This is a genomic window from Aminobacter ciceronei (genome assembly GCF_014138625.1).
Taxonomy (GTDB): Bacteria; Pseudomonadota; Alphaproteobacteria; order Rhizobiales; family Rhizobiaceae; genus Aminobacter; species Aminobacter ciceronei.
In genome coordinates, this window is the sequence record NZ_JACJHY010000003.1 from 106,525 (window position 1) to 132,000 (window position 25,476).

Annotated in this window: 35 protein-coding genes; 14 read left to right on the forward strand and 21 right to left on the reverse strand. The window is 62.8% G+C overall.

All coding sequences use genetic code 11. The features are described 5' to 3' along the window. Window positions 1–7: 7 nt before the first annotated feature. From HNQ95_RS04400 to HNQ95_RS04415, 4 genes are all read right to left on the reverse strand, one after another. Window positions 8–637 (reverse strand): SH3 domain-containing protein, encoded by a 630-nt coding sequence (locus HNQ95_RS04400; protein ID WP_169808288.1) that lies wholly within the window; start codon window positions 635–637, stop codon window positions 8–10. Between the two features lie 396 nt (window positions 638–1,033). Continuing rightward, complete coding sequence (gene lspA, locus HNQ95_RS04405; RefSeq protein WP_067954885.1) at window positions 1,034–1,525, reverse strand: signal peptidase II; 492 nt, start codon at window positions 1,523–1,525, stop codon at window positions 1,034–1,036. Between the two features lie 113 nt (window positions 1,526–1,638). Beyond that, window positions 1,639–2,475, reverse strand: coding sequence for a TrmH family RNA methyltransferase (locus tag HNQ95_RS04410; protein ID WP_067954883.1), 837 nt, complete (start codon window positions 2,473–2,475; stop codon window positions 1,639–1,641). Beyond that, the gene (locus tag HNQ95_RS04415; RefSeq protein WP_067954881.1) at window positions 2,472–3,581 is read right to left on the reverse strand and encodes an RsmD family RNA methyltransferase; all 1,110 of its coding nucleotides are present in this window, start codon (window positions 3,579–3,581) and stop codon (window positions 2,472–2,474) included. Before HNQ95_RS04415 ends, HNQ95_RS04410 begins: the two co-directional genes overlap by 4 nt. Before the next feature lie 142 nt (window positions 3,582–3,723). Here HNQ95_RS04415 and HNQ95_RS04420 point away from each other — a divergent pair, with 142 nt between their 5' ends. The 3 genes from HNQ95_RS04420 to HNQ95_RS04430 all read left to right on the forward strand — a co-directional run bounded on the left by HNQ95_RS04420 (window position 3,724) and on the right by HNQ95_RS04430 (window position 5,306). Beyond that, complete coding sequence (locus tag HNQ95_RS04420; protein WP_154384564.1) at window positions 3,724–4,416, forward strand: helix-turn-helix transcriptional regulator; 693 nt, start codon at window positions 3,724–3,726, stop codon at window positions 4,414–4,416. A gap of 66 nt (window positions 4,417–4,482) precedes the next feature. Further along, window positions 4,483–4,860, forward strand: a complete 378-nt coding sequence (locus HNQ95_RS04425; RefSeq protein ID WP_067954878.1) for a VOC family protein — start codon at window positions 4,483–4,485, stop codon at window positions 4,858–4,860. 2 nt (window positions 4,861–4,862) lie between these two features. After that, window positions 4,863–5,306, forward strand: a complete 444-nt coding sequence (locus tag HNQ95_RS04430; RefSeq protein ID WP_154384566.1) for an EVE domain-containing protein — start codon at window positions 4,863–4,865, stop codon at window positions 5,304–5,306. On the opposite strand, the gene lhpI is transcribed toward HNQ95_RS04430, so the two are convergent. The 4 genes from lhpI to sppA are packed head-to-tail and all read right to left on the reverse strand — an operon-like array spanning window position 5,290 to window position 7,973. After that, complete coding sequence (gene lhpI / locus HNQ95_RS04435) at window positions 5,290–6,261, reverse strand: bifunctional Delta(1)-pyrroline-2-carboxylate/Delta(1)-piperideine-2-carboxylate reductase (protein ID WP_067954874.1); 972 nt, start codon at window positions 6,259–6,261, stop codon at window positions 5,290–5,292. The two genes, HNQ95_RS04430 and lhpI, sit on opposite strands and share 17 nt — an antisense overlap. A gap of 36 nt (window positions 6,262–6,297) precedes the next feature. Then, entirely contained in the window at window positions 6,298–6,627 is a 330-nt protein-coding gene (locus HNQ95_RS04440; protein ID WP_067954871.1) for a LapA family protein, read from the reverse strand. A 44-nt stretch (window positions 6,628–6,671) separates the two neighbouring features. After that, on the reverse strand, window positions 6,672–6,956 hold the full coding sequence (locus HNQ95_RS04445; RefSeq protein ID WP_055981346.1) for an integration host factor subunit beta: 285 nt from the start codon (window positions 6,954–6,956) through the stop codon (window positions 6,672–6,674). A gap of 42 nt (window positions 6,957–6,998) precedes the next feature. Further along, window positions 6,999–7,973 carry a signal peptide peptidase SppA gene (gene sppA / locus HNQ95_RS04450; RefSeq protein WP_067954869.1) on the reverse strand — a complete coding sequence of 325 codons (975 nt, stop codon included), beginning with the start codon at window positions 7,971–7,973 and terminating at the stop codon, window positions 6,999–7,001. 267 nt (window positions 7,974–8,240) lie between these two features. Here sppA and lptC point away from each other — a divergent pair, with 267 nt between their 5' ends. The 6 genes from lptC to ptsN all read left to right on the forward strand — a co-directional run bounded on the left by lptC (window position 8,241) and on the right by ptsN (window position 13,449). Continuing rightward, a complete protein-coding gene (gene lptC, locus HNQ95_RS04455; protein WP_067954867.1) occupies window positions 8,241–8,960 on the forward strand; it encodes an LPS export ABC transporter periplasmic protein LptC in 720 nt (239 codons plus the stop codon). A 40-nt stretch (window positions 8,961–9,000) separates the two neighbouring features. Continuing rightward, window positions 9,001–9,510 (forward strand): LptA/OstA family protein, encoded by a 510-nt coding sequence (locus HNQ95_RS04460; RefSeq protein ID WP_172582912.1) that lies wholly within the window; start codon window positions 9,001–9,003, stop codon window positions 9,508–9,510. Beyond that, on the forward strand, window positions 9,511–10,332 hold the full coding sequence (gene lptB / locus HNQ95_RS04465; RefSeq protein ID WP_067954865.1) for an LPS export ABC transporter ATP-binding protein: 822 nt from the start codon (window positions 9,511–9,513) through the stop codon (window positions 10,330–10,332). 190 nt (window positions 10,333–10,522) lie between these two features. Continuing rightward, window positions 10,523–12,055: an RNA polymerase factor sigma-54 gene (rpoN, locus tag HNQ95_RS04470; protein ID WP_067954863.1), complete on the forward strand. Its 1,533-nt coding sequence runs from the start codon at window positions 10,523–10,525 to the stop codon at window positions 12,053–12,055. 280 nt (window positions 12,056–12,335) lie between these two features. Beyond that, entirely contained in the window at window positions 12,336–12,920 is a 585-nt protein-coding gene (gene hpf / locus HNQ95_RS04475; protein WP_067954861.1) for a ribosome hibernation-promoting factor, HPF/YfiA family, read from the forward strand. Window positions 12,921–12,984: 64 nt separating this feature from the next. Next, entirely contained in the window at window positions 12,985–13,449 is a 465-nt protein-coding gene (gene ptsN / locus HNQ95_RS04480; RefSeq protein WP_067954859.1) for a PTS IIA-like nitrogen regulatory protein PtsN, read from the forward strand. Window positions 13,450–13,542: 93 nt separating this feature from the next. On the opposite strand, the gene HNQ95_RS04485 is transcribed toward ptsN, so the two are convergent. Beyond that, window positions 13,543–13,800, reverse strand: coding sequence for a BQ00720 family protein (locus HNQ95_RS04485; protein WP_067954857.1), 258 nt, complete (start codon window positions 13,798–13,800; stop codon window positions 13,543–13,545). Window positions 13,801–13,862: 62 nt separating this feature from the next. Next, window positions 13,863–14,288: an Hsp20 family protein gene (locus tag HNQ95_RS04490; RefSeq protein ID WP_154384569.1), complete on the reverse strand. Its 426-nt coding sequence runs from the start codon at window positions 14,286–14,288 to the stop codon at window positions 13,863–13,865. Window positions 14,289–14,417: 129 nt separating this feature from the next. Between HNQ95_RS04490 and HNQ95_RS04495 the strand changes: the two genes are divergently transcribed. Next, window positions 14,418–15,359: a nucleoside hydrolase gene (locus tag HNQ95_RS04495; protein WP_154384570.1), complete on the forward strand. Its 942-nt coding sequence runs from the start codon at window positions 14,418–14,420 to the stop codon at window positions 15,357–15,359. Between the two features lie 72 nt (window positions 15,360–15,431). On the opposite strand, the gene HNQ95_RS04500 is transcribed toward HNQ95_RS04495, so the two are convergent. The 7 genes from HNQ95_RS04500 to HNQ95_RS04530 all read right to left on the reverse strand — a co-directional run bounded on the left by HNQ95_RS04500 (window position 15,432) and on the right by HNQ95_RS04530 (window position 19,783). Next, entirely contained in the window at window positions 15,432–16,046 is a 615-nt protein-coding gene (locus tag HNQ95_RS04500) for a LysE family translocator (protein ID WP_067954851.1), read from the reverse strand. Window positions 16,047–16,113: 67 nt separating this feature from the next. Next, on the reverse strand, window positions 16,114–17,013 hold the full coding sequence (locus tag HNQ95_RS04505; protein WP_067954849.1) for a ribokinase: 900 nt from the start codon (window positions 17,011–17,013) through the stop codon (window positions 16,114–16,116). A gap of 66 nt (window positions 17,014–17,079) precedes the next feature. Continuing rightward, window positions 17,080–17,511, reverse strand: a complete 432-nt coding sequence (locus HNQ95_RS04510) for a hypothetical protein (protein WP_246790358.1) — start codon at window positions 17,509–17,511, stop codon at window positions 17,080–17,082. A 32-nt stretch (window positions 17,512–17,543) separates the two neighbouring features. Beyond that, window positions 17,544–18,041 (reverse strand): hypothetical protein, encoded by a 498-nt coding sequence (locus HNQ95_RS04515; protein ID WP_067954846.1) that lies wholly within the window; start codon window positions 18,039–18,041, stop codon window positions 17,544–17,546. Beyond that, window positions 18,008–18,397: a hypothetical protein gene (locus HNQ95_RS04520; protein ID WP_067954844.1), complete on the reverse strand. Its 390-nt coding sequence runs from the start codon at window positions 18,395–18,397 to the stop codon at window positions 18,008–18,010. Before HNQ95_RS04520 ends, HNQ95_RS04515 begins: the two co-directional genes overlap by 34 nt. A gap of 34 nt (window positions 18,398–18,431) precedes the next feature. After that, window positions 18,432–18,905: a hypothetical protein gene (locus HNQ95_RS04525; RefSeq protein WP_067954842.1), complete on the reverse strand. Its 474-nt coding sequence runs from the start codon at window positions 18,903–18,905 to the stop codon at window positions 18,432–18,434. Between the two features lie 611 nt (window positions 18,906–19,516). After that, a complete protein-coding gene (locus HNQ95_RS04530) occupies window positions 19,517–19,783 on the reverse strand; it encodes a hypothetical protein (protein WP_067954840.1) in 267 nt (88 codons plus the stop codon). Window positions 19,784–20,001: 218 nt separating this feature from the next. On the opposite strand from HNQ95_RS04530, the gene HNQ95_RS04535 reads away from it, so the two are divergent. Further along, the gene (locus HNQ95_RS04535) at window positions 20,002–20,916 is read left to right on the forward strand and encodes an EamA family transporter (RefSeq protein ID WP_154384572.1); all 915 of its coding nucleotides are present in this window, start codon (window positions 20,002–20,004) and stop codon (window positions 20,914–20,916) included. On the opposite strand, the gene HNQ95_RS04540 is transcribed toward HNQ95_RS04535, so the two are convergent. Further along, complete coding sequence (locus HNQ95_RS04540) at window positions 20,846–21,772, reverse strand: methylated-DNA--[protein]-cysteine S-methyltransferase (protein WP_182573580.1); 927 nt, start codon at window positions 21,770–21,772, stop codon at window positions 20,846–20,848. The genes HNQ95_RS04535 and HNQ95_RS04540 overlap by 71 nt on opposite strands. A 62-nt stretch (window positions 21,773–21,834) precedes the next feature. Continuing rightward, window positions 21,835–22,329, reverse strand: a complete 495-nt coding sequence (locus tag HNQ95_RS04545) for a DUF2244 domain-containing protein (protein WP_154384574.1) — start codon at window positions 22,327–22,329, stop codon at window positions 21,835–21,837. Window positions 22,330–22,351: 22 nt separating this feature from the next. Here HNQ95_RS04545 and nth point away from each other — a divergent pair, with 22 nt between their 5' ends. After that, a complete protein-coding gene (nth, locus tag HNQ95_RS04550; RefSeq protein WP_154384575.1) occupies window positions 22,352–23,158 on the forward strand; it encodes an endonuclease III in 807 nt (268 codons plus the stop codon). On the opposite strand, the gene HNQ95_RS04555 is transcribed toward nth, so the two are convergent. Beyond that, on the reverse strand, window positions 23,152–23,592 hold the full coding sequence (locus tag HNQ95_RS04555) for a DUF2214 family protein (protein WP_154384576.1): 441 nt from the start codon (window positions 23,590–23,592) through the stop codon (window positions 23,152–23,154). The two genes, nth and HNQ95_RS04555, sit on opposite strands and share 7 nt — an antisense overlap. Window positions 23,593–23,733: 141 nt before the next feature. Between HNQ95_RS04555 and HNQ95_RS04560 the strand changes: the two genes are divergently transcribed. Both HNQ95_RS04560 and HNQ95_RS04565 read left to right on the forward strand, forming a co-directional pair. Further along, the gene (locus HNQ95_RS04560) at window positions 23,734–23,961 is read left to right on the forward strand and encodes a YdeI/OmpD-associated family protein (RefSeq protein WP_067954828.1); all 228 of its coding nucleotides are present in this window, start codon (window positions 23,734–23,736) and stop codon (window positions 23,959–23,961) included. A gap of 176 nt (window positions 23,962–24,137) precedes the next feature. Continuing rightward, entirely contained in the window at window positions 24,138–24,698 is a 561-nt protein-coding gene (locus HNQ95_RS04565; protein WP_154384577.1) for a GNAT family N-acetyltransferase, read from the forward strand. Here the strand turns inward: HNQ95_RS04565 and HNQ95_RS04570 are convergent. Further along, window positions 24,678–25,250: a transglutaminase-like cysteine peptidase gene (locus HNQ95_RS04570; RefSeq protein ID WP_067954824.1), complete on the reverse strand. Its 573-nt coding sequence runs from the start codon at window positions 25,248–25,250 to the stop codon at window positions 24,678–24,680. The genes HNQ95_RS04565 and HNQ95_RS04570 overlap by 21 nt on opposite strands. Window positions 25,251–25,476: the final 226 nt, after the last annotated feature.

Genomic DNA, 25,476 nt, shown 5'->3' on the forward strand with positions numbered 1-25,476 from the left:
ACTGCGATTACTGGACGTAGCTCTTGTAAACGTAGCCGCGCTTGCCGTTGAAAACGATTTCGCACCATTGGGTGCAGGAAACCAGTTCGACTGAGGTCTTGGCCGGAATGACGCCGAGCACCGCGCCGCCTTTTTGCGGTTTGGCGCGCATGTTGACCGAGCGCTTGATGACGGCAGCCTTGCCGCCCTCGCGGGCCTCGGCAGGCTTCGCCTCGGCGTCGATCGCCTTGACTGCTGCGGTTTCGGCCGGATCGGTCTTGGCGTTGGTGTCGGTCAGCGCGAGTGCCGCCGTCTCGGTCGGGTCCTTGGCGATGACCTTTTCGGCGCCGGGAATGGCCGGCATGGCTTCGAGCGGTTGGGTTGCGCCCGCCTTGACCACCTGCGCCCATCGCGGGTCGGCGGCCAATGGCATGTCGGAGGCTTCCTCGGCGGCAGCATCCGAAACGATGATCGAGCTGGCAGCGGAAGCGACGCGGCTCTTGCGGCCGGTTGGCTCGGCGATGATGGTGGTGATCTTTTCCTTGGATGGCTCGGTCTCGACCTGCCTGGCTTCCTGCACGGTGTCGGCCGAGTTCTGGCCCATATGAGGCACGATGAAGAGGGCGGAGACGGCGGTTACGCTCATCAGGGCGGTCATTGCCAATACACCGCAAACCAAGCCGCGGTTCGGCGCGTTCTCGCGCCAGGAAGCCGGCTCGGCTTTCATAAACATCATCGCGGAGCGCGGCTGATTGGCTGCGCCCAACCCGAAGGGCATTTTCACTAGCAACTCTCCACTCAGGCCCCAAGTGCTCGGAATAGCGAGCTCCCCCACCTGTCGTTTTGACCCGCAAATCTACGCCGCGTAGCCGCCAGACAGTTCAGTCGGTACCTTTCGGCCCGTCCACCAAACGCACCATGATGAGCGATTGTGGCAGACCTTGGACCCGATTGCGACCTTAGTGAAAAAAATCTTAACCGCTTAGTCAAGTCTGTGGGTAAGCTGCGGATGACCTCACGGCTCTGTCACATATTGTATTGTGACTTGATCGACCTATTTGTCGGCCGCCTTGGGTTCGCTGCGGCTGCGCCGCCAGGCGATGAATTCATCCAGCACCACCAGCGCTGCGCCCACCGAAATGAACACATCCGCCAGGTTGAAGATGGCAAAAGACCACACCGGCGTGTGGAACAATATGTAGTCGATGACGTGGCCGTAGACGGTGCGGTCGATGAGGTTTCCCAGCGCGCCGCCGACGATCAGCGCAAAGCCGAAGCGCGAGATCACCTGCGCTGGCGTGGTCTTGATGGCGAGGAAGGTGACGAAGGCGACGACGACAGTCGTCAGCACGATCAGGCCGGTATCGCCGACATTGGAGAACATCGAGAACGCGATGCCGGTGTTGTAGGTGCGATAGAGCGCCAGGAACGGCAGCAGGTCGACCTTGTCGTGCATGACAAGATTGGCCTCGACGAGCACCTTGATCCATTGGTCGAGTGCCACGGCAAGAGCTGCGACGATCCCGTAGACTGCGACTGGCTTCAACAGCGGCCTCCTTCAGCGCCGCGTACCCTCCCGGGCACGCATGGGACGCCGTAACAGTTTGATTTCGTGCATGATCCTTTCCAAAAATCGAAGCTGATTTTTGGGGTCATGCACTAAAGCTTCAGCGCGCCGCGCCGGATTTCGAACAGCATGACGCCGGTAGCGACAGCCAGATTGAGCGAATCGGCGCGGCCCGCCTGCGGGATGCGCAAAAGCTTGTCGCAGGCGTCGGCGAGATTGTCGGGAAGGCCCTGCTGCTCGTTGCCCATCATCAACAGCACCGGGCGGTTGCCAAAATCGACGGACCGGTAATCGACAGCGCCCTTGAGATGCGTGCCGGCGACGGTGCCGGGGAAGTTCTTGCGCCATTCGAGGAAGGCATCCGGATGCGTCTTGGCAACAGGCACGGCGAAGATCGAGCCCATGGTCGCCCGCACGGTTTCGAGTGAGAAAGGGTCGGTGGTGTCGCCGACCAGGATGACGCCCTTGGCGCCAACCGCATCGACGGTGCGGATGACGGTGCCGAGATTGCCGGGATCGCGCACCCGGTCGAGCGCCACCCAGACGTCGTTGCCTTTCGGCCTGATGTCCTTGAGCGGCACGAAACGCTGGCTGAACACGCCGACAACCGCCTGCGGATTGTCGCGGCGGGTGATCGCCGTCAGCACTTTTTCCGAGACTTCGAGCACGTCGCCGCCCAGCGCCACGGTGCGCGCGGCGATCTTTTCGACTGCCTGGTTGCCGAGCGCCGACTTGGCGAAGATCAAAGTCTTGATCGTCCATCCGAGGTCGAGCGCGTCGATCACCAGCTTCAGGCCTTCGGCCAAAAAGGCGTTCTGCTGGTCGCGGAATTTCTTCAGCGAGAGCGCCTTGATGTCCTTGACCAGCGGGTTGGCCAGGCTGGTCACTTCCTTGACGCGGCCAGGGGCTCCGGTGCGGTGTTCGCTCATTTGGCCACCCAGCGTGAGAACAGCGATGTCGAAAGCGCCCGTCCTGCCGACTTCTCGCGGATGACGAGTTCGCCCGATTCGATGGTGCCGCCCATGCCGGCGAAGGTATCGCGCATCAGGGCATGGATGGCGAAGAACGAGGCGCGGATCGAATAGGCAGTAAGCACCACCGCCAGCGGCTTCGGCGTCAGGATCGAGCGGCAGATGTCGGTCATCGCCGGCAGGCTCTCGAACAGCTGCCACACCTCACCCTTGGGACCGCGGCCATAGGCCGGCGGATCGAACAGGATGATGTCGTAGCGGCTGCCGCGACGCTCCTCGCGCTCGACGAACTTCATCGCATCCTCGCAGATCCAGCGGATCGGCTTGCTGGAAAGGCCTGCCATTTCCTGGTTCTCGCGGGCCCAGCCGATGGCCTTCTTCGAGGCGTCGACATGGGTCACTTCGGCGCCGGCACGCGCCGCGACCAGCGAGGCAAGGCCGGTGTAGCCGAACAAATTGAGCACCTTGACCGGGCGTTTGGCGTCGTCGATCAACCGGGCCATGTGGTCCCAGTGCGTCGCCTGTTCGGGAAAGACGCCGACATGGCGGAACGAGGTGAAACGGCCCTGGTAGGACAAGCCGTCATGACGCATCGGCCATGTTTCGCCGAGCGGCGCCTTCGGAAAGCGCCAGCGGCCAATGCCTTCTTCGTCAGTGTCGCCGGTGAAGACGGCGTCGGCGCGGTCCCAGTCCTTCGCCGGCAGCGCGCGCTGCCAGATCGCCTGTCCCTCTGGGCGGACGATGCGGTAGGGGCCGTATTGTTCGAGCTTCTGGCCGTCGCCGCTGTCGAGCAGCGCATAGTCATCGTTCGGCGCAACCTCGAGGATCAGCGGCAGGCGTTCGGCCGGCAGTGCGCCTTCGCGGCGGGCAAGCTTGCGCGGTTCCGATTTCGGCTCGGCCTGATGCTTTGGTTCTGCCTGATGGTCCTGGCGCAGGGTTGCGCGTTGCTCCGGCTTGCGCTCTGGCTGCCGCTCGGTGCGGTCGCGCGTCTGTGCGGGAGCGGCACCGCCCTTGCGGGGCGGCTGCGGGCGGCTGTCGCGGCGTTTGTCGCGCGGATGCTTCAAGGAACGGCGTCTCCGGATGGTTGGCCGCTTTTGACACAGGCCACGGTACACCGCAACCGGACGGGCGGTCGCGGGCGTCTCGCAGCCGCCTTCCGGCGCCGCCGTCTCCGCTCTATCGTGCTGCCAAACCCGCCCGAGAATCATGTCGCGCTCCGAACGCCTGCTCGACCTCATCCAGATCCTGCGCCGCCACCGCCGGCCGGTGAGCGGCTTGACGCTTGCCGGCGAGCTGGACGTGTCGATCCGCACGCTCTACCGCGACATCGCTACCCTGCAGGGCCAAGGAGCGCCGATCGAGGGCGAACCGGGGCTGGGGTATGTGCTGAAGCCCGGCTTCATGCTGCCGCCGCTGATGTTCACCGACGAGGAGATCGAGGCGATCGTGCTCGGCTCGCGCTGGGTGGCGAAGCAGCCGGACACAAGGCTGTCTGCGGCCGCCGCCGATGCGCTCGCCAAGATCGCTGCCGTGCTGCCCGACGATTTGCGCGAGGAGCTTGACGCCACGGCCCTTCTGGTTGGCCCGAGTGCCGAGGCGACACGCGAGGGCGCTGATCTCGGCATCATCCGCCAGGCGATCCGCGCCGAGCGCAAGCTAGAGATGACCTATCAGGACGCTTCGGGCACCGGCTCGCGGCGCATCGTCTGGCCCTTTGCGCTCGGGTTCTTCGACAAGGTCCGCGTCATGGTGGCGTGGTGCGAGATGCGCCAGGATTTTCGCCACTTTCGCGCCGACCGCATTTCGGAACTCGCCGCGATCGACACTCGCTATCCGCGCCGCCGCGCCGCCATGCTGAAGGAATGGCGGGCGACGCTCGACACCACAAGGAAGCTTTGAACGCCACTGCCAGAATCTGACAGTGGTGCCGGCTAGGGTTCTCCGCATCCAACAAGGAGAACAGCGATGCGCAGCCCCAACTTCATTATTCTTTATGTCGACAAGCCGGAAGCCAGCGGTGCCTTCTATGCCAAGCTGCTCGGCCGCCAGCCGGTGGAGACGTCACCGACCTTTGTCATGTTCGTGCTCGACAACGGTTTCAAGCTCGGCTTGTGGTCGCGCCGCACCGCTCAGCCGGCGGCGTCCGCAGCGGGTGGCGGAGCGGAACTGGTGCTTGCCGTGGAATCGCCCGGGGCGGTTGACGCGACCCATTCAGACTGGGCGGGCCGTGGACTCAACATTCTGCAGGCGCCAACCGACATGGATTTCGGCCGCACCTTCGTCGCGCTCGACCCTGACAATCATCGCTTGCGTGTCTACTGCCTCGACGAAGCGGCGGTGTAGCTATGGGCACGGGCAATTGGCTGGCCGTCGCCTCGGCCGATCATGTGCGTATCGGCAGGGTCAGCGGCTTCATGCAAGTCTGCCATGGCAAGGTAGGCCCACTGCGGCGGATCGGTGCCGGAGACGGGGTGGTCTATTATTCGCCGGCGAACGTCATGGGTGGTAAGGACGGGCTGAAATCCTTCACCGCAATTGGTTGGGTGCGGGCGGGCGACGCCTATCGGTTCGACATGGGCGGCGGCTTCGCGCCTTCCCGCAAGGATGTTGATTGGGCGGCGGCACGGGAGGTACCCGTAGCGGCGCTTGCCGGCCAACTCGACTTCACCGCCATGCCCAATTGGGGTTACCAGCTGCGTTTCGGTCTCTGTCCGCTGTCCGCGCACGACTTCCGCCTGATTGCGGAAGCCATGGAGGTGGACGAAGTGGAGCTCAGGCCTTCGGCTTGAGCGACTCGTAAACGGCGATGCCGGCGGCAAGATCTTCCAGAGCGGCACCGACCGACTTGAACAGGGTGATCTCGTCCGCCGACTGGCGGGCGGGCTTCTGGTCGCGGGCGAGTTCATGCAGGTCGGCGACGATGGCGTCGGCCGTTAGCACGCCTGCTGCGATCGGCTGGACGATGTCGCCGGCTTCCTTTGTGGCGCCGGCGCGGGTGTCGACATAGACTCGCGCCTTGGCGATCGCGTCGTCATCGGCCTCACGCATGCCGGGCGTGAAACCGCCGACGAGATCGACATGGGCGCCGGGCTTGAGCCTGGCACCCTTGACCAGGGGCGTGGTCGAGATCGTGCCGGCGGTGATAATGTCGGCCCAGCCGAGTTCGGCATCGAGGTCGGAGACGGCAGTCGCCTCAAACCCCTCGTCGCGCAGCGAGGCAGCAAGCGTTTCGGCGTTGGCCGGCGTCCGGTTCCAGACGCGGATCTCTTTGATCGGCCGCACAGCTGCATGTGCCCGTGCCAGGAACCTGCACTGGGCGCCGGCACCGATGACCAGCAGCTTCGAGGCGTCCTCGCGCGCCAAGTAGGACGCGGCGAGTGCCGAAGCGCAGGCGGTGCGCCATTGGGTCAGGCGCGGGCCGTCCATCAGCGCCTGCGGCTCGCCGGTGATCCCATCGAGCAGCAAATAGAGCCCGACGACCGCCGGCTTGGCGATGTCGTTGTTGTCGGGCGAGACAGTGACGATCTTGACGCCGATATGCCCGTCGGCCCCTGCACCCGCGGCCTTGAAGTCAGTCCAGGCCGGCATCAGCAGCAGGGTCGAATCGGTGCCCTTGGCACGCTCCACTGTGTGGTGATGACGCACGGGCTGCACCGCACCCTCGCGAAAGGCCGTGCGCAAAGTCTCGACCAATCCCGGAAAGGTCAAGGCGCGGTCGATGTCATCGGCCGAAAAGTGCAGCATGAAGTTCTCCCTGAAAGGTGGTCGCGCCCAAGCGGATCAGTTGGGGCGCGGCAGGGCCGGGCCCTGGGCAACCGGCGGCCGCTGGGCGGCTGCCTGGCGAAGGCTTTCGGCCTCGAGGCCGCGCTGGCGAGCGATCTTGCGAAAGCGGCCCTGTTTGAACCAGGTCACGGCACCGCCGAGAATCACCCCGAGCGCCAGTGCAACGAACAGCAGCACGAACAACGGTGCCTGGATGGTCAAAGCCGGATTGCCCGGATTGAATGGGTCGAGCGTGAACGCAGTCGGTGCGCGATTGGCCACGGCAAGCGCGATCAGCACGATCGCCACCGGCACGAAGACAACGATGAGCATGAAGCGGTTGAACATGTATTTTCCCGTTTAAAGTCCCGCCGCCGCAGCCGCCTGGCGGTCTATTTGGCCGAGTTCAGCCGCTCGCGCAGCTCCTTGCCGGTCTTGAAGAAAGGCACCCACTTTTCCTCGACCTCGACGGATTCGCCGGTGCGCGGGTTGCGGCCGGTGCGGGCAGGGCGGTTCTTGACCGAAAAAGCGCCGAATCCGCGCAACTCGACGCGGTTTCCGTCGGCAAGGGCATCGGTGATTTCGTCGAAAATGGCGCTGACGATGTTCTCGACATCCCGCAAGAACAGATGCGGATTGCGTGTGGCAATGATTTGCACCAGTTCAGACTTGATCATGTGCTCGGTCCCCGTCGAGATGGTGATGATTTTATTTGTTTTTCAGCCGCCTGAGACAGCTTTTTCAGCCTGCCAGAGCGACAGCATACCGTCAAGGAACAAGCGGTCGGCGCCGATTTCCTTGAGCAATTCCGACGAGACGTCGCCCATGCCGAGTGCGTGGCCAAGGGCCTGGGCAATCGAGTTTGGCAGGAGGAAGCTGCCGGTGCGGGCCGGCTTCCATTCGATGACCTCGAGCTTGGCGTCGACGCCCTTGGTGCCGAGCCAGGCGATCGCCTGGTCCTCGCCGCCGACCTCGTCGATAAGCTTGTTGGCGAGTGCCTGGCGTCCGGTCCATACCGAGCCGTCGGCAAGGGCGGTGGCCTCGGCCTTCGACATCGAGCGGCGTTCAGCGACGGTACCGACGAACCAGTCGTAGCTGTCGAGGATCATGTTGCGCATCATGGCGCGCTCTTCGTCGGTCGTCGGGTTGAATGGATTGGGCTCCGCCTTCAGCGGCGACGACTTGATCTCCTCGAGCTTGACACCAAGCTTGTCCATCAGCCCGGTCAGGTCGGGAAACTGCACAAGGACGCCGATCGAGCCGACGATGGACGATTTGCGCGCCACGATATGGTCCGATGCCGAGGCGATCATGTAGCCGGCGGATGCGGCAAGCGTGCCGACCTGGGCGACGACAGGCTTTTCTGCCGCGATCTTGCGCACGGCGTCGTAGATCGCCTCGCCGCCGGCGGTGGTGCCGCCGGGCGAATCGATCGACAGGATCACGCCCTTGACGGAGGCCGACTTGCGGACCTCGTCGAGGCGGCGCAGCAGGTCCTCGTCCTCGGTGATCGTGCCTTCGATGCGGATCTTGGCGATATGGCTGGCGGTCACGCCCGGAATGCGCTCGCCGGCCAGCCATGTCGACATGCCGACGACGGCGAAGGCTGCGATGAGAAACGCTACGACCCGCCAAAAGGTCAGCTTGCGTCGCAAGCGGCGTCGGTCGATCAGATCGTCGGCTTTCATGGACATGGCGTGCCTCGCATGCTGTGCAGGCTAGCGCTTTTAAAGCAACGCTTTGGCGAGAGCCACAGCTTTCCTGCCGCAGCTGACGTTGCGGGAGTTGGGATTTGTAAGCTAAATAGCCATATTGGGGTTTGCATCCAGGCAGCCGGACGCGGGGCAGCAGTGCGTTCGGTCGCAACTCTTTGACCTTATGGTCATATTTTCGTGGCTTTCATCCGCTTCACCGTGCCGGCCTGAAGGGCGGCTTGGACAGTTTGAAGAAGGACATTGCAGTTGGCGCGACCAATCGAGACGAGTGGCGGCGGAGGCGGCGTCGCGGCTGACACCGCAATTGCGCTTGCGACTTCGCGCGCCGATGCTTTCGACCTCGCAGCGCGTCATTCGCGCCGCGTCCGTTTCCTCAAGCGCGCTTTGCCGTTGGCGGCGCTCGCGCTGGCGGCACTGTTCGGTGGCTACACCTACCTTGCCGCGCCGCCGTCGCTGAAGGTCAAGGCGGAAGGTGCCGCCTTCTCCGAAGGCAAGCTGGTGATGGCCAAGCCCCAACTCAGCGGCTTCACCCGCGACAACCTGCCTTATTCGATGACCGCCGACCGTGCCGTGCAGGATCCGGCCAACCAGGGCGTCGTCGAATTGCTCGGCATCGATGCCAAGCTACCGATCTCAGCCGAGAACGTCGCCCAGGTCGATGCGGCGCGCGGGGTCTACGACCGCGAGGGAAATACGCTCAATCTGACCGAGCAAGTAATCGTAAAGACCAGCGACGGTATGGTCGCCAAGCTCAAATCGGCGTATCTCGACATGGGCAGTGGCGCGATGAAGTCTGACGAACCGGTTGAAATAAGCCTTGACGGTTCAAAGATCACGTCCGATTCGATGTCCATGCTCGAAAACGGCAAGGTTGTCGTGTTCGAGAAAAAGGTACGCGTGGACATCGATCCCGCGCGAATGAAGGCGGCGCAGAATGGCAGCGGAGGCGGGAGTGCGGCAAATTAGGTCTTGGCGGTCATTGGCCGCGTTAACATGCGCGGGCGTGATGCTGTGCACCGCCGGCGCTTTTGCGCAGGATAGCCAGAGCAGGCTTTCAGGTCTCAAGCTCTCGGGCGACCAGCCGATCCAGATCGAGAGCGACAAGCTCGAGGTCCGCGAATCGGAGAATCTCGCGATCTTCACCGGCAATGTCAGCGTCACCCAGGGCCCGACTGTCATGAAGTCGGGCAAGATGACCGTCTATTACGCCAAGGATGGCGGCTCGGCCGCCACCGGCTCGGCCAACATCGACAGGCTTGAAGTCGACGACAAGGTCTATGTGAAGTCCGACAAGCAGGTGGCCACCGGCGACCGCGGCACCTTCGATATGAAGACCGAGGTGCTGGTGATGTCCGGCAAGGAAGTCGTGCTGTCCGAAGGCGATAACGTGCTGGTCGGCTGCAAGCTCACCGTGCAGATGAAGACCGGGCTTGCCCAGGTCGACGGCTGCAACAAGGGCACCAAGGGCAATGGTCGCGTTATGATGTCGATCACACCGGGGTCGCAGAAGAAATAAATGACTGAGGCATCTTCGCTGTTGTCGCGTCTGAAGCCTGGCTCGGCGCAAAAACTTGCCGCGCCCGCGACAACAGGCAGTGCCAAGAGCGGTAAGTTCAAGGGCACGCTGATCGCCAAGGGGCTGACCAAAGCCTACAAGGGCCGGCAGGTGGTCTCGGGCGTGACGCTCGGCGTCCGCGCCGGCGAGGCCGTCGGCCTGCTCGGCCCCAACGGCGCCGGCAAGACGACCTGCTTCTACATGGTTACGGGGCTCGTTCCCGTCGACCAGGGCACGATCGAGATCGACGGCTTCGACGTCACGGCCATGCCGATGTACCGCCGTGCCCGTCTCGGCATCGGCTACCTGCCGCAGGAAGCCTCGATCTTTCGTGGCCTGTCGGTCGAAAACAACATCCGCGCCATTCTCGAAGTGGTGGAGAAGAGCCGCAAGGAGCGCGAGAAGTCGCTCGATGCGCTGCTCGAGGAGTTCCACATCAGCCATCTCCGGAAGTCGCCGGCGATCGCCTTGTCGGGCGGCGAGCGCCGCCGCCTCGAGATCGCGCGCGCCTTGGCGAGCCGGCCCAACTACATGCTGCTCGACGAGCCTTTCGCCGGTATCGACCCGATCGCCGTCGCCGACATCCAGCAACTCGTCCGACACCTGACCAAGCGCGGCATCGGCGTTCTGATCACCGACCACAACGTCCGCGAGACGCTGGGCCTGATCGACCGTGCCTACATCATCCATGCCGGCGAGGTGCTGACCCATGGCCGCGCCGACGAGGTCGTCGCCAATCCCGACGTCCGCCGTCTCTATCTCGGCGAGGGCTTCACCCTTTAGGGCTGCCCGCCAGCGCACAACGTGCCGGTGAAATGCGCAGCCTTCCTTCACCATTGCCGGGCAATGCGCCGGCAATCTCGATAGCGAATCCCCAATCTGCTTGACATGCAAAAGCCGGGCCAGTTTTATCGCGGCTGGCGAGCGCGCCGGTTTTCGGCTGCGCAGGATCGGGATCGGACCACTTCGAGCAATGGCGCTGTCGGCGAAACTACAGCTACGGCAGTCCCAATCGCTGGTGATGACGCCACAGCTGATGCAGTCGATCAGGCTGCTGCAGTTCACCCATACCGAGCTTGAACGTTTCATCGACGACGAGATCGAGCGCAATCCGCTGCTCGAACGGGCAGAAGTGCCTGACGACGCGCCGGCTGACCAGTTCCCCAAGATCGAGACCCAGGGCGAGGCCAGCGCGGCCGGCGAGGACTGGTTCGAAGGCGAGGCCGGCTGGAGTTCCGAGGCCATCTCCGAAAAACTCGACACCTCGCTCGAAAACCTGTTCCCCGATGACCCCGGTGCCGTCGAGCGCATGGGACCCGACCTTGCCATGCAGTGGAAGTCGGCGTCTTCCGGCTCCGGTTCGGGCGGCGGCTCCGAAGGTTTCGACATGGAGGACATGGCGGCGGCCGCCGTCACCTTGCGCGACCATGTCGGTGAGCAGATATCCTTCGCCTTCACCGACCCGGTAGAGCGGCTCGTTGCCTCCGAATTGAGCGACTGGCTCGACGAAGCGGGCTATTTCCGTGGCGAAGCCGACGAGATCGCGGCGCGCTTCGGTGTCGACGAGGCCTTCGTGCTGAGGGTCCTTGCCGATTGCCAGGCTTTCGATCCTGCCGGCTTGTTTGCCTGCGACCTGGCAGAATGCCTGCGCATCCAGCTCATCCGCCGCGACCGGCTCGATCCGGCGATGGCAGCGTTGATCGACAATCTCGACCTTCTCGCAAAACGCGACTTCCAGAGCCTGAAGCGCATCTGCGGCGTCGACGAGGAGGATCTGCTCGCCATGCTGGCTGAGATCCGCGCACTCGATCCCAGGCCCGGCGGAGCCTTTGTCGGCGGCTCAGCCGATACCATCGTGCCCGATGTCGAGGTGCGCCAGGCCGCCGACGGCAGCTGGGCGGTGGAGCTCAATCCTGACACCCTGCCACGCGTGCTGGTCGACCAGGTGTATTTCGCCCAGGTCACCGGTCGCACCAAGGACGCGGCTGAACGCAACTTCCTCAGCGAGTGCTTGCAGAACGCCAACTGGCTGACCCGTAGCCTCGACCAGCGCGCCAAGACCATTCTCAAGGTCGCCTCGGAGATCGTGCGCCAGCAGGATGCCTTCCTGGTCCACGGCGTGCGCCATCTCAGGCCGCTCAACCTGCGCACCGTGGCCGATGCCATCGGCATGCACGAATCGACCGTCAGCCGAGTCACAGCCAACAAGTACATGCTGACGACGCGTGGCGTGTTCGAACTGCGCTACTTCTTCACCGCCTCGATCGCCTCGGCGGAAGGTGGCGACGCGCATTCGTCGGAGGCGGTACGCGACCGTATTCGCCAGATGATCGAGGAAGAGCAGGCCTCCGACGTGCTGTCCGACGATGCCATTGTGGATATCCTCAGGAAAAGTGGCGTCGACATCGCCCGCCGTACGGTCGCCAAGTACCGGGAAGGCATGAACATCGCCTCGTCGGTGCAGCGCAGGCGTGAAAAACGCGCGCTGGCAGGTGCCGCCGGCTAGGCCGAAAGGCGCGGAATTCAGGCCTCTCCCGCGCTTGATTGACAATCCTTAATGAAGTGTCTAGAAGCCCGCCCGCATGAAGAGGGCTCAGCCCACCAAGGAAAGATGCGGCACAGGATGGCTTGTGACACGAGCCTGCGGCTGCCGGCGGGTGGCCCAAGATCAGCCGACAAGTTCGGACTTAAAATTGGTGTGACAGGCGAGCCAACGCTTGTTTGCATCTGCCACGGGTATAAACTCGGACCGGTTTGAAGTCTGAACAGAAAAGGTCAGTTTTCAGATGAGCCTGCGCATATCAGGAAAACACATGGACGTCGGCGATGCGTTTCGTACGCGCATTGAGGGACGTATCGGCGAAGCGATCGGCAAGTATTTCGATCGCGGCTTCTCCGGGCACGTCAACGTCGTGAAGGCCGGCTCGCGCTACACCGCCGATTGTGTGGTACGGCTCGATTCGGGCATGTCGTTGCAAGCGACCGGTGACGCACAGGAACCGACTGCCGCGTTCGACGCGGCGGCCGACAAGCTCGAGACTCGCCTGAGGCGTTACAAGCGCCGGCTGAAGTCGCACAATCTGGGCGCCGGCAACGGTGAATTGACCGATGTCGCCTATTCGGTGGTCGCAGCGCTCGTCGATGACGACGAGGATGTGCCCGAAGATTTCGCGCCCGCCATCGTTGCCGAGTCGACGATGGTTCTGAAGACGATGTCGGTTGCATCGGCCGTCATCGAACTCGACACCAAGGATAGCCCTGTTGTGGTCTTCCGCAATGCCGGCAATGAGCACCTCAACATCGTCTACCGCCGGTCTGATGGAAACATCGGCTGGATAGATCCCTCGACCGCAAAGGTCGCCCAGGGATAGTAGCCGCCACCGCATGTGGGGTTTTGGGGCAATGCGGCGGTGAGCACAGCAAGGGAATTTCAGCATGGATCTGAGTGATCTGATCGAGGCTCCGGCAATCATGCCGGCCTTGAAGGCGAATTCGAAGAAGCAGCTTCTGCAACTTCTCGCCGAAAGGGCCGCATCGATTTCCGGTATCCCCGAGCGGGAGGTGTTCGACACCATCCTTCAGCGCGAGCGTCTTGGCTCGACGGGTGTCGGCAATGGCATCGCCATCCCGCATGGAAAGCTCGCAGGCGTAAAGCGCATCACCGGCGTTTTTGCGCGTCTGGAAACGCCCGTCGATTTCGAGGCGCTGGACGACCAGCCGGTCGATCTGGTCTTCCTGCTGCTGGCCCCCGAAGGGGCGGGAGCCGACCATCTCAAGGCGCTGTCGCGCATTGCACGCGTGCTGCGCGACGCCGATACGGTCGCCAAGATTCGCGGCACGCGTGATGCGGCGGCGATCCACGCGCTGCTGTCGGAAACGCCGGCTTCGCACGCCGCCTGATTTCGATGTTTCGGAAAAGTTTGGGAAGGGCCGCATTTTGCGGCCCTTTGCCGTTTCGCCATCCTGTCGCCGGCCGAAAGCGCGGGCTACAGGTTAGTGGATGGCTACGGTCGTCAGGTCGTTTTCCATCGCACCCGCAAGCGCGCGGTCACGGGCATCGGACAACAGGATCGGTTCGCCGGTCGCGGCAAACAGCGCCCACAACTCGAGGCCGGGATCGATCTCGGTCAGGCCTGGGAAACGGCCGCGCAGATCGTCGCTGGATACCTTCCTGAGATAGGCGACGGAGCCTTCGCCGAGATGGGCGAGCTCGCCCGTGGTCATCGTGTGTCTCTGGGCAGTATTGGGCATTGTAGCCTCCTTCTAGCCAGGATGCCGTATTGGCCATCCCGCATGAGAGCCATCGGCAGTGCTTAGTCTGCTACCGATATGTTTATTTTCCGTACCAGTCGCTCGGCTTCCGGCCGGTCGAGATCGACCGAGAGCAGACCGTTCTTCAGATCGGCCGCAATCACCCGCATCCCGTCGGCCAGCACGAAGCAGCGTTGGAACTGTCGTGAGGCGATACCGCGATGCAGGAACTCGCGCTCCTTGTCGTCGCTCTGTCGACCGCGCACGATGAGCTGATTCTCCTCGACGGTGACTTCGAGATCGTTTTCGGCGAAACCGGCGACCGCAAGCGTGATCCGCAGCCTCTCGCTCCGTTCATCGGCATCCCTGATGCGTTCGATGTTGTAGGGCGGGTAGCTGTCGCCCGACTTGGCAAGGCGCTCCAGCGTCTTTTCCATCGTGTCGAAGCCCAGGAGAAGCGGGCTTGAGAAGGGCGTCATACGGCTCATGTTACAGCTTGTCCTCCGAGAGCGACATAATGCGGAAAAACCCGGATGGCATTTTCCCGTCTGTTGTTGATATGGTCCGCGCCGTCGGCAACTTCAAGACTGCAAAAAACTGCCCAACAAGGAAAGAAAATGCCCGTACCGCGCAAGATAATCATCGACACTGACCCCGGTCAGGACGATGCCGTCGCCATTCTGCTGGCGCTGGGGAGCTCCGAGCTCGACATTCTGGGAATTACCGCTGTTGCCGGCAACGTGCCGCTCAAGCTGACCGAAAACAATGCCCGCAAGATCTGCGAGCTGGCAGGCCGTCCCGACATCAAGGTCTATTCCGGCGCCATCAGGCCGCTGATCCGCGAACTGGTCACCGCCGAGGAAGTGCACGGCAAGACCGGCCTGAACGGCCCCGATCTGCCCGAACTCACAATGAAGCTGCAGGAACAGCATGCCGTCGACTACCTCGTCGAGACGCTGATGCGCGAGGAAGCCGGCACCATCACTTTGTGTCCGCTCGGCCCGCTCACCAACGTCGCGCTCGCCCTCATCCGCGAACCCAGGATCGCCCCACGTATCAAGGAGATCGTCTTGATGGGCGGCGGCTTCTTCGAAGGCGGCAACGTCACCCCTGCCGCCGAGTTCAACATCTATGTCGATCCGCATGCGGCCGACGTGGTGTTCCGCTCGGGCGTGCCGATCGTCATGATGCCGCTCGACGTCACCCACAAGGCGCTGACCACGACCAAGCGCATCGACGCCTTCCGCAAACTCGGCACCAAGGTCGGCCTTGCCACGGCGCAGATGCTTGAATTCTTCGAACGCTATGACGAAGGCAAATACGGCACCGACGGCGGCCCGCTGCATGATCCGTGCGTCATTGCTTACCTTCTCAAGCCGGAGCTGTTCCAGGGCCGCCACTGCAATGTGACAGTGGAAACCTCCTCGGAGCTGACCATGGGCATGACCGTCATCGACTGGTGGGGCGTCACCAAGCGTCCGAAGAACGCCATGGTGATGCGCGACATCGACCATGACGGCTTCTTCGCGCTGCTCGTCGAGCGCCTTGGCCGGCTGTGAAGCCGCCAATGTTTGGAGGAAGAAGGGGCGGTACATGGCCGCCCCTTTTGCATTGCCGATCTGGCGAAAGATCTACCGCGTCCGCGAAAACGCCAGCCAGACGCCGCCGCCGACAAGGAACGTGCCCGAGATGCGGGTCATCAGCTTGAGGCGTTTGGCCGACAGGAACTTGCCGGCGCGGCCTGCGGCAATCGCGTAGGCCGAATCCGACATCGCCGCGAAGACCATCGCTGTGACGCCCATGATGACGATCTGTTGGGCGTAGTTGGCGCTCGGGTCGATGAACTGCGGGATGAAGGCGCCGAAGAAGATCAACGTCTTGGGGTTGCTGATCGCAACCAGGAAGCCCTGCAGGAAAAAGCCGCCGCGCGGCCGCCTGGGCGTGCCGTCGGCGGCGAGCTCGCCTCCCGAGCGGAACATCTGAATGCCGAGCCAGATCAGATAGGCGGCGCCCAAAAGCCGGACCCATTCGAACCAGTGCCCCATCGCCTCGATCATCTGGTTGAGGCCGATGCCGACGATGGCGATCATCATGGCGACGCCGATCTGCGTGCCGGCGGCGTTGGCGAGGCCGGCGCGCGTGCCATGCCTGATGCTGGACGCGATGATCAGCGTGACCGTCGGCCCCGGTATCAGCACGATGACGATGCAGGCGACGACATAGGCGGCGTAGAGTTCAAGCGACATGTTCCATTCCTCCGGCGGTCGACCGACACTAAGCACGCGAAGTTTTTGCGTGTCTAGTGGGCGGAACTCAACCCATGAGTGCTGTGTCCACCTCGGCGGCCAGCGGGATCGCCGGCTGGGCGCCTGGCTTCAGGCAAGCGAGCGATCCGGCGGCGGCGGCGCGGCGGAGCGCGTCCTTGAGGTCGAGTCCCGCGGACAGGCCGGCAGCGAGATAACCGCAGAAGGTGTCGCCGGCACCGACGGTGTCGACAGGGGTAATCTTTAGCGCCTCGACATGGATGAGCTCGTCGCCTCTTGCCGCCAGGACACCATCCCCGCCGAGCGTGACGATGACAGTGGCGCCGGTGCTCCGGGCGAATTCGCCCATCCGCTCCGGCCGTTCGCCCGCGGGCAGCGAAAGCGCCTCGGCGTAGAGGTCGAATTCGGTTTCATTGGCTATGACATAGTCGGCCTTGCCGACGAAGCTTGCCGCCTCGGCGCGGAAGGGGGCGGTGTTCAGTATGGTCACGGCGCCGGCACTGCGTGCCGCCTCAAGCGCCGCGTCGACGGTCGCAAGCGGGATCTCGTGCTGCAGGAGCACGATGTCGCCCTTCTTGAACTGTGCCTTGGCGAGATCGCCCGGCACCACCGAACCGTTGGCCCCCGGCACCACCGCGATCATGTTCTCGCCGTCACCGCCGACAAGGATCAATGCGATGCCTGTGGCGGCCTGGATCTCGGCCACGCCGGAAAGGTCGACGCCGCCGCTTTTGAGGAAGGCGACGGCCTCGCCGGCGAAGGCATCCTTGCCGACCGCGCCGACCATGCGCACCTCAGCGCCCGCGCGTGCGGCGGCAAGCGCCTGGTTGGCGCCCTTGCCACCGGGCGCCGACTTGAAGTCGCCGCCGGGTACGGTCTCGCCCGGGCCGGGCAGGCGGCCGACGGTTGCGATGAGGTCGAGGTTGATGGATCCGACAACGGTGATCACGGCAGTCTCCTGAAAAGTCAGCCGGAAACTACATTGTGTCGCGGTCGCTTGCCAGATGGTGCCTGGTCATTCGCAGCGGAAGACGACCTGGGCCTGGTAGGTGCCGGCCGGGAATATGCCGGTCGACTTGGTGGCTGTCAGGTTCACCGGGATGATCCTGGTTCCGTTTGACACCCGCGTGATCGTGCTGCCGCCATAAGTCACACTATCCACCGTGTAGGTGGAGGCGAAGGTCACGTTGGCATCGCCGCCGCTTGGCGCCGAGAGGAAGTTGACCGGGGCGGGTGCCGACAGGCCATAGCAGTCGAGCAGGTTCAGGATCGAGCACAATAGCGAGCTGGTTGTCACTGTCACCGAGGCGGCCGAGCCCCCGGCCTGGCTGGAGCCGAAGACATTGATCGTCGGATTGGGCGACAGCGTGCCCGTTGTCTGGACGTTGATGGTGCAGGTGCCGATGATCGCCGCCTGCGCAGGCGCAGCGGTGAGCCAGAGGCTCAAGATCCCCAGGACAGAAGCGCCGGCGCGCATGTTCACTGCCCCGTCTGTTTTGGTGGCGGCGTCTTGCCATCGGTCCAGCCGCTGTCTGCCCAGCCCGCCTTGGAATGCTGCACCGAGCCGGTGACATCGCCTCCGCCGGGTGCACCCAGCCCCATCTTGAGCAGCTTCAGCTCCATCTGCAGCCGCGCCACTTCGAGCTCATAAAGTTTGGAGCAGTCGAGCCGTTTCGGCGTGCGCCCGATCGGGATGACGACGCGGCCATAAGTGGCGATGTCGTTGTTCTCGCGGTTGTTGCCCTGGATCACGCCGACATCGAGATAGGCGCCGCTGCCCGATACGGCCGAACGGCAGGTCGTGCCATCCGCGGCGCGCACCTCGTCCTGGCCTTGCGGCAATGTCACGCCCGGCAAGGAGAAGCCGCTCTGGTTCTGGTTGAGATTGTAGACGTCCTCTGCCCAGGACGCGCAAGGCGTCAATGCGGCGAGGCTCGTGAGCGTCAGAAACGCCGCTGTCCGAGGAATTTTCCGCATATTTGAGCCTTGATCTGCGTCTGTTCATTTGGAAATGGCACGCTTTCCGTACATATACGCACTTTACGCTCATTGTTGCCGTCGAACGGCACGACCACGAGGACCGGTCGTGACGCCTCTGCCCCCAGCATGAAACTGTCGGGCGCTATCTTGGCGTCGACCGGCTGGAAGTTCTGGTCGTAGACCCGGACATCGATCCGGATCTTCTTGTTGTAGGGGTTGGATGGAAACACCCGCACAGCGAAGGCATCGGTGAAACTCGTCACTTCGCCGCGCATCGGCGACATAGACTGTGCGGACGCGGGGCTGGCCGCCAGACCCATTCCGAGAAATGGAATTGCCAGACTGCGTAACATCAAGCTCTCCCTGTCTTTCCTGTCTGCGCAGGCGTTACTGGCATGTGACCGTGACGGTGGCCGAATAGTTGCCGGCGGCGAAGATGTCGGAGCCGGTCTTGGTGCCGGTGAGGTGGACGGTGACGGTGTCGACGCCGGGCGTCGACAGGTTGGAGGAGGCCCCTGTTTCCGCAACCGTATGGGCACCTGCCACCGAATAGGTCGGCGCCCAGGTGATCGGGGTGACATCGGCCGGCGGCACGGTGATTGCAGTTGGCGCGCCAATGCTGATCGCGACATTGCCCGTTGTGGTGGCCGTGATAGTGCCGGCCACGCCGCCGGCATTGTGCGAGCTCAACGATTGCAGGTCTGGGCTCACCGTCATCGTGCCGCTGCCGTTGGTGACGACCAGCGTGCAGATTGCCGCGACAGTGCCGTTGAAGGTGACGTTGCCGGTGGCCGCGAGCGCCGGCTGGGCAATAGAGCAAGCCGCTACGGCAAGACCTGCAGTGAGAATGCAGTATTTCATTCTGCTCTCCGGGACCGCAAAAAAATGCATCTGTCCTGGAGGCGACGGTGATCCAGTATGGTTAATTTGATATTAACGCCAAACTCTGACCAAAAGTTCGTTTGTATGCATATAATTTATTCTGCATGAATTCGAGATTTTCGACACGGCGTCAATCTCGTTTGCTGTGTTGAATTAAAGTATATTTTATAAATTGTTTTGTCGCAGCAAATTATTTGCTCGAATTGAGCGGCCATCCCGTCAAGTATCTGTGCGTTACGATTGAACCAGCCGTGAGGTGAGTATGGTCCACAGCAGCAAGAATATGCTCATCGACTAAGCATGGCGAGACTTTGCCGCAGTCTCTTTCAAACAATATGATCGATGGCTGATATAATCTCGCCATGGCGCGCAGCACAAGCATACGAGCTTATGCGGCGTCAGGCCCGCAGTTGACCCAACAGCAGCGGGCGCGAGTTAGCCAAGCTCAACCAACCAATGAAGATTGGCGAACCAGCTGATTAGATTGAGCTTGAAAAGCGTCGCCTGGAACTCGATACCTTCAAGGAGCCAAGACGAGAACACGATTTCGTCACCGCCGGAGGCGGGCCGTCATCATTTGCAGATTGGTGCTACTGCTTGGAGCCGCCACTGGGTTGCTTTGACGCTTCGATCAGGTCCGCCTGGCGGACGAGGCCTTCTGCGATTTTCCGTGCCTGGTGCGGCTTTATCAGAAGTTCCACACTCTCAGCCGTGGCCTCTCCACGACGAACCCGCTCGATATGCTCCTGGGAGGTCACATACTCAAGACGAACAATAAGGTTCCCCGGCTCCAACGCGTTGATATGCACGTTGATCAGGTTCGGTGTGTTGGTCGTGTTTTCAAATTTTGCAGGCATGGGCGTTCCTTCCGAATCTGCGGATCATGCCGCTCCACCAACCAATAGTCCATCAGCCGCCTCAACGCACTTCTCGCCAACGAGTGCGATCGACCGTGATCAGAGATGAAACCCGAAGCCGTCGCAATGGGCAGGTCTTTCCCTCCGGGTCATCATCGTATAGGATAAAAAGTCAATAAATTCAAATATTTGATCGATAGCGTCAGGAAAATTGAAGCATGCGCCCGCGCCATCTGCTGCTCGCCCTGAGCATTGTTCTGATCTGGGGCGTCAACTTCGCCATCATCAAAATCGGCCTCAAGCAGGTGTCGCCACTGGCCCTCGGCGTCGCCCGCTTCTTCCTGGCTGCCTTCCCGTGGGTCTTCTTCATCAAGCGCCCGAACGTGCCGCTGTCGATGATCGCTACCTATGGCCTGCTGATTTTTGCGTTGCAGTTCGGCTTGCTGTTCACGGGGATGAAGATCGGCATGAGTGCGGGGCTGTCGTCGCTGATCCTGCAGTTGCAGGTGTTCTTCACCATCGGCCTGTCGATGATCCTGCTCGGCGAGCGGCCGACACCCTGGCAGTTGGCCGGCGCTGCGCTGGCGTTTGGCGGCGTCGGGCTGGTTGGGCTGCATGTCGGTGGTGACGTGACCATGGTCGGATTGTTGCTGCTGATCGCAGCGGCTGCTGCCTGGGGCGGCGGCAACGTCGTTTCCAAGCAGATTTCGCAGCGTGCCGCCACGGCACCCAACGTGCTCGGCCTCGTCGTCTGGGGCAGCCTCTTCGCCTTGCCGCCGCTGCTGGTCGTGGCATTGGTCCTCGACCCCGAGCATTTCGTCAGCAGCTTCACCGGGCTCGACTGGGCGTCGGTCGGCTCGATCGCCTATATCGTCTATCTCTCCACGCTGTTCGGCTTTGCGGCCTGGAGCGGGCTCCTGGCGCGCTATCCGGTTTCGACCGTTGCGCCCTTCACCTTGCTGGTGCCGGTGTTCGGTTTCCTCGGTTCGGCGGTGCTGCTGGGCGAGCCACTACAAGACTGGAAGCTGGTGGCTTCCAGTCTTGTCATCGCCGGACTGTGCATCAACCTGTTCGGGCCACGGCTGTTTTCGCGTCCGCAGCGGTCAGTTGCCCCGCCTCCCAGCCCAGAATAGCCCGCTTGCGTGTCAGACCCCAGTGGTAGCCGGTCAGCGCGCCCGACTTTCCAAGCGCCCGGTGGCAAGGCACGACGAACGACAGCGGGTTGGCTCCGACGGCAGCGCCAACCGCCCGGCTTGCCTTGGGCGAGCCGACTTCCGAGGCGATCGCAGAATAGCTGCAGGCCCGACCCATCGGGATCTTGAGCAGCGCCTCCCACACCCGCACCTGGAAGTCGGAGCCGATCATGACCACGCGCAAGGGCTGATCCTGGCGCCAGCGCGTCGGGTCGAAGATGTGTGCGGCATAAGGGGCCGTTGCACTCATGTCCTCGACATAGGTGGCGTTCGGCCAGCGGCCGGACATGTCGGCGAAGGCGGCGCGCTCTTCGCCGGCGTCGTTGAAGGACAGGCCGGCGAGGCCGCGGTCGGTGACCATGACAAGCGCCACGCCGAAGGGCGAGATGTGAAAGCCGTAGCGGATGGTGTGCCCGGCGCCGCGTGTCTTGTAGTCACCCGGCGACATCGCCTCATGGGTGACGAACAGGTCGTGCAGGCGGCCCGGCCCCGACATGCCGACCTCGAATGAGGTTTCGAGCAGCGGCAGGCCGTCGTCGAGCAGCTTGCGGGCGTGGTCGAGCGTCACCGCCTGCAGGAAGGCTTTCGGCGACAGGCCGGCCCAACGGCTGAACAGCTTCTGCAAGCTTGTCGGTGTCTCGCCGACCTCGGCGGCCAGCGTCTCGAGCGACGGCTGGTCGCGGTAGTCGAGGCTGATCTTTTCGATCACCCGGCGCACAGTCTCATACTCCGAACCGGTCGGCGTGATGTCGTGCTGCAGCGTGGCGACAGGTTTCATTTGCGTCTGGGCGTTCATGGCTTGATCTCCTTGGACGCCAATGTCGCGTTGGCTGTGGGTATTTCCCACCCGATTCCTGCTCATCTGCTCCTTGCGGTTGCAAGAGCCCGCGAAAAAGCCGTGGCAAAGCTCTCGCGGTCATCGGGGTTGAGGAAACTTCCGATCGCTACGCTGTTGTCACGCGTCTCGACCGCCATGCCGGTGATGCCGATCTCGTCATGACGGGAAACTGCGAATCGCGTCCAGAACGGATTGAAATGGTATTGCTCCGACTTGCCCGACGGGGCGGTCTTGAGGATGTCGAGGCTGGTGCGGGAGACGCTGACCTCCTCTCGGGCGCGCGCGGCGCGATAATTGAGCCGGAAGGCGACATAAAGGGCTACGACGTCGAGGCCGAGGAAGCCGAAGATCGGCCAGGCACCGTGGCTGAGAAATATGGCGCCGGTGACCATGCAGCCAAAGGTCAGCGAACCCATCAAGATCATGAATCCGGTGTGCCCGAGCGAGCGGTGCGGCAGAAGCAACGCTTTGAAGAATGGCTCGTCGGCTGCAAAAGTGGCGTTTGTCTCGCTCATGCCTGACAATTATAGAGGGGCGATGAAAAACCCCAAGCCCAAAGATAAGGCCAAGGCCCTGCCGAAAGGCCGCACGTCCGGTGCCGCAGCCAAACCGCGCGCCACGCGCCGCCGTTCACTCTATTCGGCGGCCGAAGTGCACGAGATCTTCCGCCGCTTTTCGGTCCAGCGGCCGGAGCCGAAGGGCGAGCTCGAACACGTCAACGCGTTCACGCTTTTGGTTGCGGTGGTGCTGTCGGCGCAGGCGACCGACGCCGGCGTCAACAAGGCGACGCGCGCGCTGTTTGCCATCGCAGACACGCCCGAGAAGATGCTGGCACTGGGGGAGGAAATCGTGGGCCAGCACATCCGCACCATCGGTCTGTGGCGCAACAAGGCCAAGAACGTGATCGCCCTGTCCGAGGTGCTGATCCGTGATCATGGTGGTGCGGTGCCCGACGACCGCGACCAGCTCGTCGAGCTGCCCGGCGTTGGCCGCAAGACCGCCAATGTCGTGCTCAACATGGCCTTCGGCCAACACACCATGGCCGTCGACACCCACATATTGCGCATCGGCAACCGCATCGGTCTGGCACCTGGCAAGACGCCCGAGCAGGTCGAAGATACGCTGGTCAGGATCATCCCTGACGAGTTCATGCGCCATGCCCATCACTGGCTGATCCTGCATGGCCGTTATGTCTGCAAGGCACGCAAGCCCGACTGCTGGCGTTGCGTCATCGCCGATATCTGCAAGTCGCCTGACAAGTCGACCAGCGAACCGGCGCCGCTGGTGCCTCTCGACGACATCGACCCGATCGAGGTCGCCGAAGCCGAAGTGGCGGCTCAGTAGCCGCGCGCCATCGCCGCCGCAAATATCGGGATCAGCGCGAACACGGCGATCTCGGCCTTGAGGAAGTTGCGCACCCTGGCAATCTCGGCATTCGGGACGACATAAGCCTCGCCACCGCCGGCGCCACGCCAGCGCGCGATACGGATCGTGGGTGCGATCGACAGCAGGCCTACGGCCGCGAACGCCACCATCTTGGCCCAGAAGGTCGGGTTGTAGATATAGAACTCCCAGCCCTTCAGTCCGAAATAGACACGCGACGCGCCGATGAGCACCAGCAGTGCTGCAAGTCCACCATAGACCGCGTCGATGCGTCCGAGCAGTGCGAGATTGCGCCGGCCGAGCCCGGGGCGAACCAGTATCACCTCGGCAGCGAGCACGCCCGCAAGGGAGAATGCCAGGAGGTGGTGAATGATGGTCAGGATAAGGTCAGTCATCAGTGCCTCGTGATGCGACTCGACCGCGGCACCTTAGCAACGGACGTAGGGCAAGCATATGACGAGGCAGATGTCAGCAAATGTCAGCTGTCTGTCACTTGTCGAATTGACGAAGAGACTGAGGAAATACACGTTTCAACCATGGCGCTGACACGACAGATCAATCCGATGCCCGACTGGATCCGCAACGAGCTCGTCTCGCGTGGCTTGGTCGGCGCCTATGAGGGGCGGCCAGACTACCAGCGCAATGATTATCTTGGCTGGATCGATCGCGCCAAGCTGGCGACGACCCGCCGCAAGCGGCTCGACCAGATGCTGGATGAGCTCGATCGTGGCGACGTCTATATGCGGATGGCCTGGCACGGTTAGAGCATGGTTCTGAAAGCAGGGACGGTTTCGGATAAGACCCCACGAGGAAGCCCGGGCCGTTCCATTTCTCGGACTAGGACAGGTTGGCCACTGGCGGACAGCGTCACTGGGTTCTGGCCTGCTGTTCTGCCGGCCATCTGTGCTAGACCCGCTGCCATTGTCCATGGAGATCGACGATGGCCGCCTTTTCCCTTGCCGACATTCCCGTCATCGAGACCGAGCGAACGGTGCTGCGGCCGCATCGGCTTGAAGACTTCGATGCCTATGCCGGGATGTGGGCCGATCCGGTCGTCACGCGCTTCATCGCCAAGCCGCGCACACGCGAGGAAAGCTGGCAGCGTTTCCTCCGTCATGCCGGTTCATGGTCGCTGATTGGCTACGGTTTCTGGGCGATCGAGGAAAAGGCGACGGGCCGCTTCATCGGCGAAGCGGGTTTCCACGATCTCAAGCGTGACATCACGCCTTCGATAGAAGGTATCCCTGAGGCCGGCTGGGGTTTTGTCGCTGACATGCACGGCAAGGGCATCGCCAGCGAGACGGTCGCGGCCTTCGTGCGCTGGGCCGACAGCCGCTTTGCCGGCCCTACCGTCTGCATCATCGATCCGGCAAACGGTGCGTCGTTGCGGGTCGCCGAGAAGAACGGCTACCGCGAGACCGGCCGGACCACCTATCACGGTGAGCCGACCATCCTGCTAGAGCGGAGAGGTTCGGTTGGGTCAGCCGCCCACGGCGGTTGAGGTGACCGGCTTGGCGCCGCCGATGCGTTCCCAGCTTCGGCCGTTGCCCTGAGCCTGGCGCGCGAAATAATTGTAGGGCGTGCTGGACCAGTCGCGGACCGAACTGGTCAGGTTGTCCAGGATCAGGTCGCCCTCGTTGGTGCGCACCGTCAGCACCGTGTGGCCCTGGCCGCGGTAGCGCGCCACCGTCAAAAGCAACGCCGAACCGGGCCAGCCGCGCTTCAGCAATTCGCGCTTCTTCAGGATCGCGAAATCCTCGCAATCGCCTGATGAAACCGGCACGCGCCAGTCATCGCCGATATCGTTGCGTTCCTTGATGCGCGAATTGACGGCGCGGTTGATCTGCTTGAGCTCGGACTTGAGGTCGGCGTGCAAGGCAACAACCTTGCTGCCGCCGGATGTGCTGCACAGGCCCGGCTCACGGCCGCAGAACGAGGCGAATGCGGGCGGCGCAAAAGCCTTACCCTTGGTCTCCATGGTCGTTCCGGCCTGGGCAGCAAGCGTACAGGCAAACGACGCCGATAGCGCGATCAGCGCGACGATACTTTTCACAGTGGTAGTCCCCGATGCGTAGAAAAAGGATGACGTGTGTCGGTTAATGAGCGGTTGCTAAAATGACGATTGGTCGCAAACGAGGCAGCGCCCCTAACAAATTGTAAACCGAACACATAAGAGTTGAGACATTGTCCCACCGGCCGGTCGCAGGGGCGGCGAACCGAGGCTCTTGGCGGGACGTTCCCCGATGAAAAAACTGCAACTCAGCCTGTCGAGGCGTTGA

Bases quoted from the DNA above. Each gene is read 5' to 3' on its own strand.
- HNQ95_RS04500 (WP_067954851.1), bottom strand. From the start codon at position 16,046: ATGTCGCTTGAACTCTACGCCGCCTATGTCGTCGCCTGCATCGTCATC.
- sppA (WP_067954869.1), bottom strand. From the start codon at position 7,973: ATGTCCATGAAAGCCGACGATCTGATCGACCGACGCCGCTTGCGACGC.
- rpoN (WP_067954863.1), top strand. From the start codon at position 10,523: ATGGCGCTGTCGGCGAAACTACAGCTACGGCAGTCCCAATCGCTGGTG.
- HNQ95_RS04545 (WP_154384574.1), bottom strand. From the start codon at position 22,329: ATGAGCGAGACAAACGCCACTTTTGCAGCCGACGAGCCATTCTTCAAA.
- HNQ95_RS04565 (WP_154384577.1), top strand. From the start codon at position 24,138: ATGGCCGCCTTTTCCCTTGCCGACATTCCCGTCATCGAGACCGAGCGA.
- HNQ95_RS04420 (WP_154384564.1), top strand. From the start codon at position 3,724: ATGTCGCGCTCCGAACGCCTGCTCGACCTCATCCAGATCCTGCGCCGC.
- HNQ95_RS04400 (WP_169808288.1), bottom strand. From the start codon at position 637: ATGACCGCCCTGATGAGCGTAACCGCCGTCTCCGCCCTCTTCATCGTG.
- HNQ95_RS04490 (WP_154384569.1), bottom strand. From the start codon at position 14,288: ATGAGCCGTATGACGCCCTTCTCAAGCCCGCTTCTCCTGGGCTTCGAC.
- HNQ95_RS04515 (WP_067954846.1), bottom strand. From the start codon at position 18,041: ATGCGGAAAATTCCTCGGACAGCGGCGTTTCTGACGCTCACGAGCCTC.
- HNQ95_RS04440 (WP_067954871.1), bottom strand. From the start codon at position 6,627: ATGTTCAACCGCTTCATGCTCATCGTTGTCTTCGTGCCGGTGGCGATC.
- HNQ95_RS04555 (WP_154384576.1), bottom strand. From the start codon at position 23,592: ATGACTGACCTTATCCTGACCATCATTCACCACCTCCTGGCATTCTCC.
- lhpI (WP_067954874.1), bottom strand. From the start codon at position 6,261: ATGCTGCACTTTTCGGCCGATGACATCGACCGCGCCTTGACCTTTCCG.
- HNQ95_RS04410 (WP_067954883.1), bottom strand. From the start codon at position 2,475: ATGAGCGAACACCGCACCGGAGCCCCTGGCCGCGTCAAGGAAGTGACC.
- HNQ95_RS04495 (WP_154384570.1), top strand. From the start codon at position 14,418: ATGCCCGTACCGCGCAAGATAATCATCGACACTGACCCCGGTCAGGAC.
- HNQ95_RS04525 (WP_067954842.1), bottom strand. From the start codon at position 18,905: ATGAAATACTGCATTCTCACTGCAGGTCTTGCCGTAGCGGCTTGCTCT.
- nth (WP_154384575.1), top strand. From the start codon at position 22,352: ATGAAAAACCCCAAGCCCAAAGATAAGGCCAAGGCCCTGCCGAAAGGC.
- hpf (WP_067954861.1), top strand. From the start codon at position 12,336: ATGAGCCTGCGCATATCAGGAAAACACATGGACGTCGGCGATGCGTTT.
- HNQ95_RS04530 (WP_067954840.1), bottom strand. From the start codon at position 19,783: ATGCCTGCAAAATTTGAAAACACGACCAACACACCGAACCTGATCAAC.
- HNQ95_RS04425 (WP_067954878.1), top strand. From the start codon at position 4,483: ATGCGCAGCCCCAACTTCATTATTCTTTATGTCGACAAGCCGGAAGCC.
- HNQ95_RS04460 (WP_172582912.1), top strand. From the start codon at position 9,001: ATGCTGTGCACCGCCGGCGCTTTTGCGCAGGATAGCCAGAGCAGGCTT.
- HNQ95_RS04535 (WP_154384572.1), top strand. From the start codon at position 20,002: ATGCGCCCGCGCCATCTGCTGCTCGCCCTGAGCATTGTTCTGATCTGG.
- HNQ95_RS04560 (WP_067954828.1), top strand. From the start codon at position 23,734: ATGGCGCTGACACGACAGATCAATCCGATGCCCGACTGGATCCGCAAC.
- ptsN (WP_067954859.1), top strand. From the start codon at position 12,985: ATGGATCTGAGTGATCTGATCGAGGCTCCGGCAATCATGCCGGCCTTG.
- HNQ95_RS04430 (WP_154384566.1), top strand. From the start codon at position 4,863: ATGGGCACGGGCAATTGGCTGGCCGTCGCCTCGGCCGATCATGTGCGT.
- HNQ95_RS04520 (WP_067954844.1), bottom strand. From the start codon at position 18,397: ATGTTACGCAGTCTGGCAATTCCATTTCTCGGAATGGGTCTGGCGGCC.
- lptB (WP_067954865.1), top strand. From the start codon at position 9,511: ATGACTGAGGCATCTTCGCTGTTGTCGCGTCTGAAGCCTGGCTCGGCG.
- HNQ95_RS04485 (WP_067954857.1), bottom strand. From the start codon at position 13,800: ATGCCCAATACTGCCCAGAGACACACGATGACCACGGGCGAGCTCGCC.
- HNQ95_RS04445 (WP_055981346.1), bottom strand. From the start codon at position 6,956: ATGATCAAGTCTGAACTGGTGCAAATCATTGCCACACGCAATCCGCAT.
- HNQ95_RS04540 (WP_182573580.1), bottom strand. From the start codon at position 21,772: ATGAACGCCCAGACGCAAATGAAACCTGTCGCCACGCTGCAGCACGAC.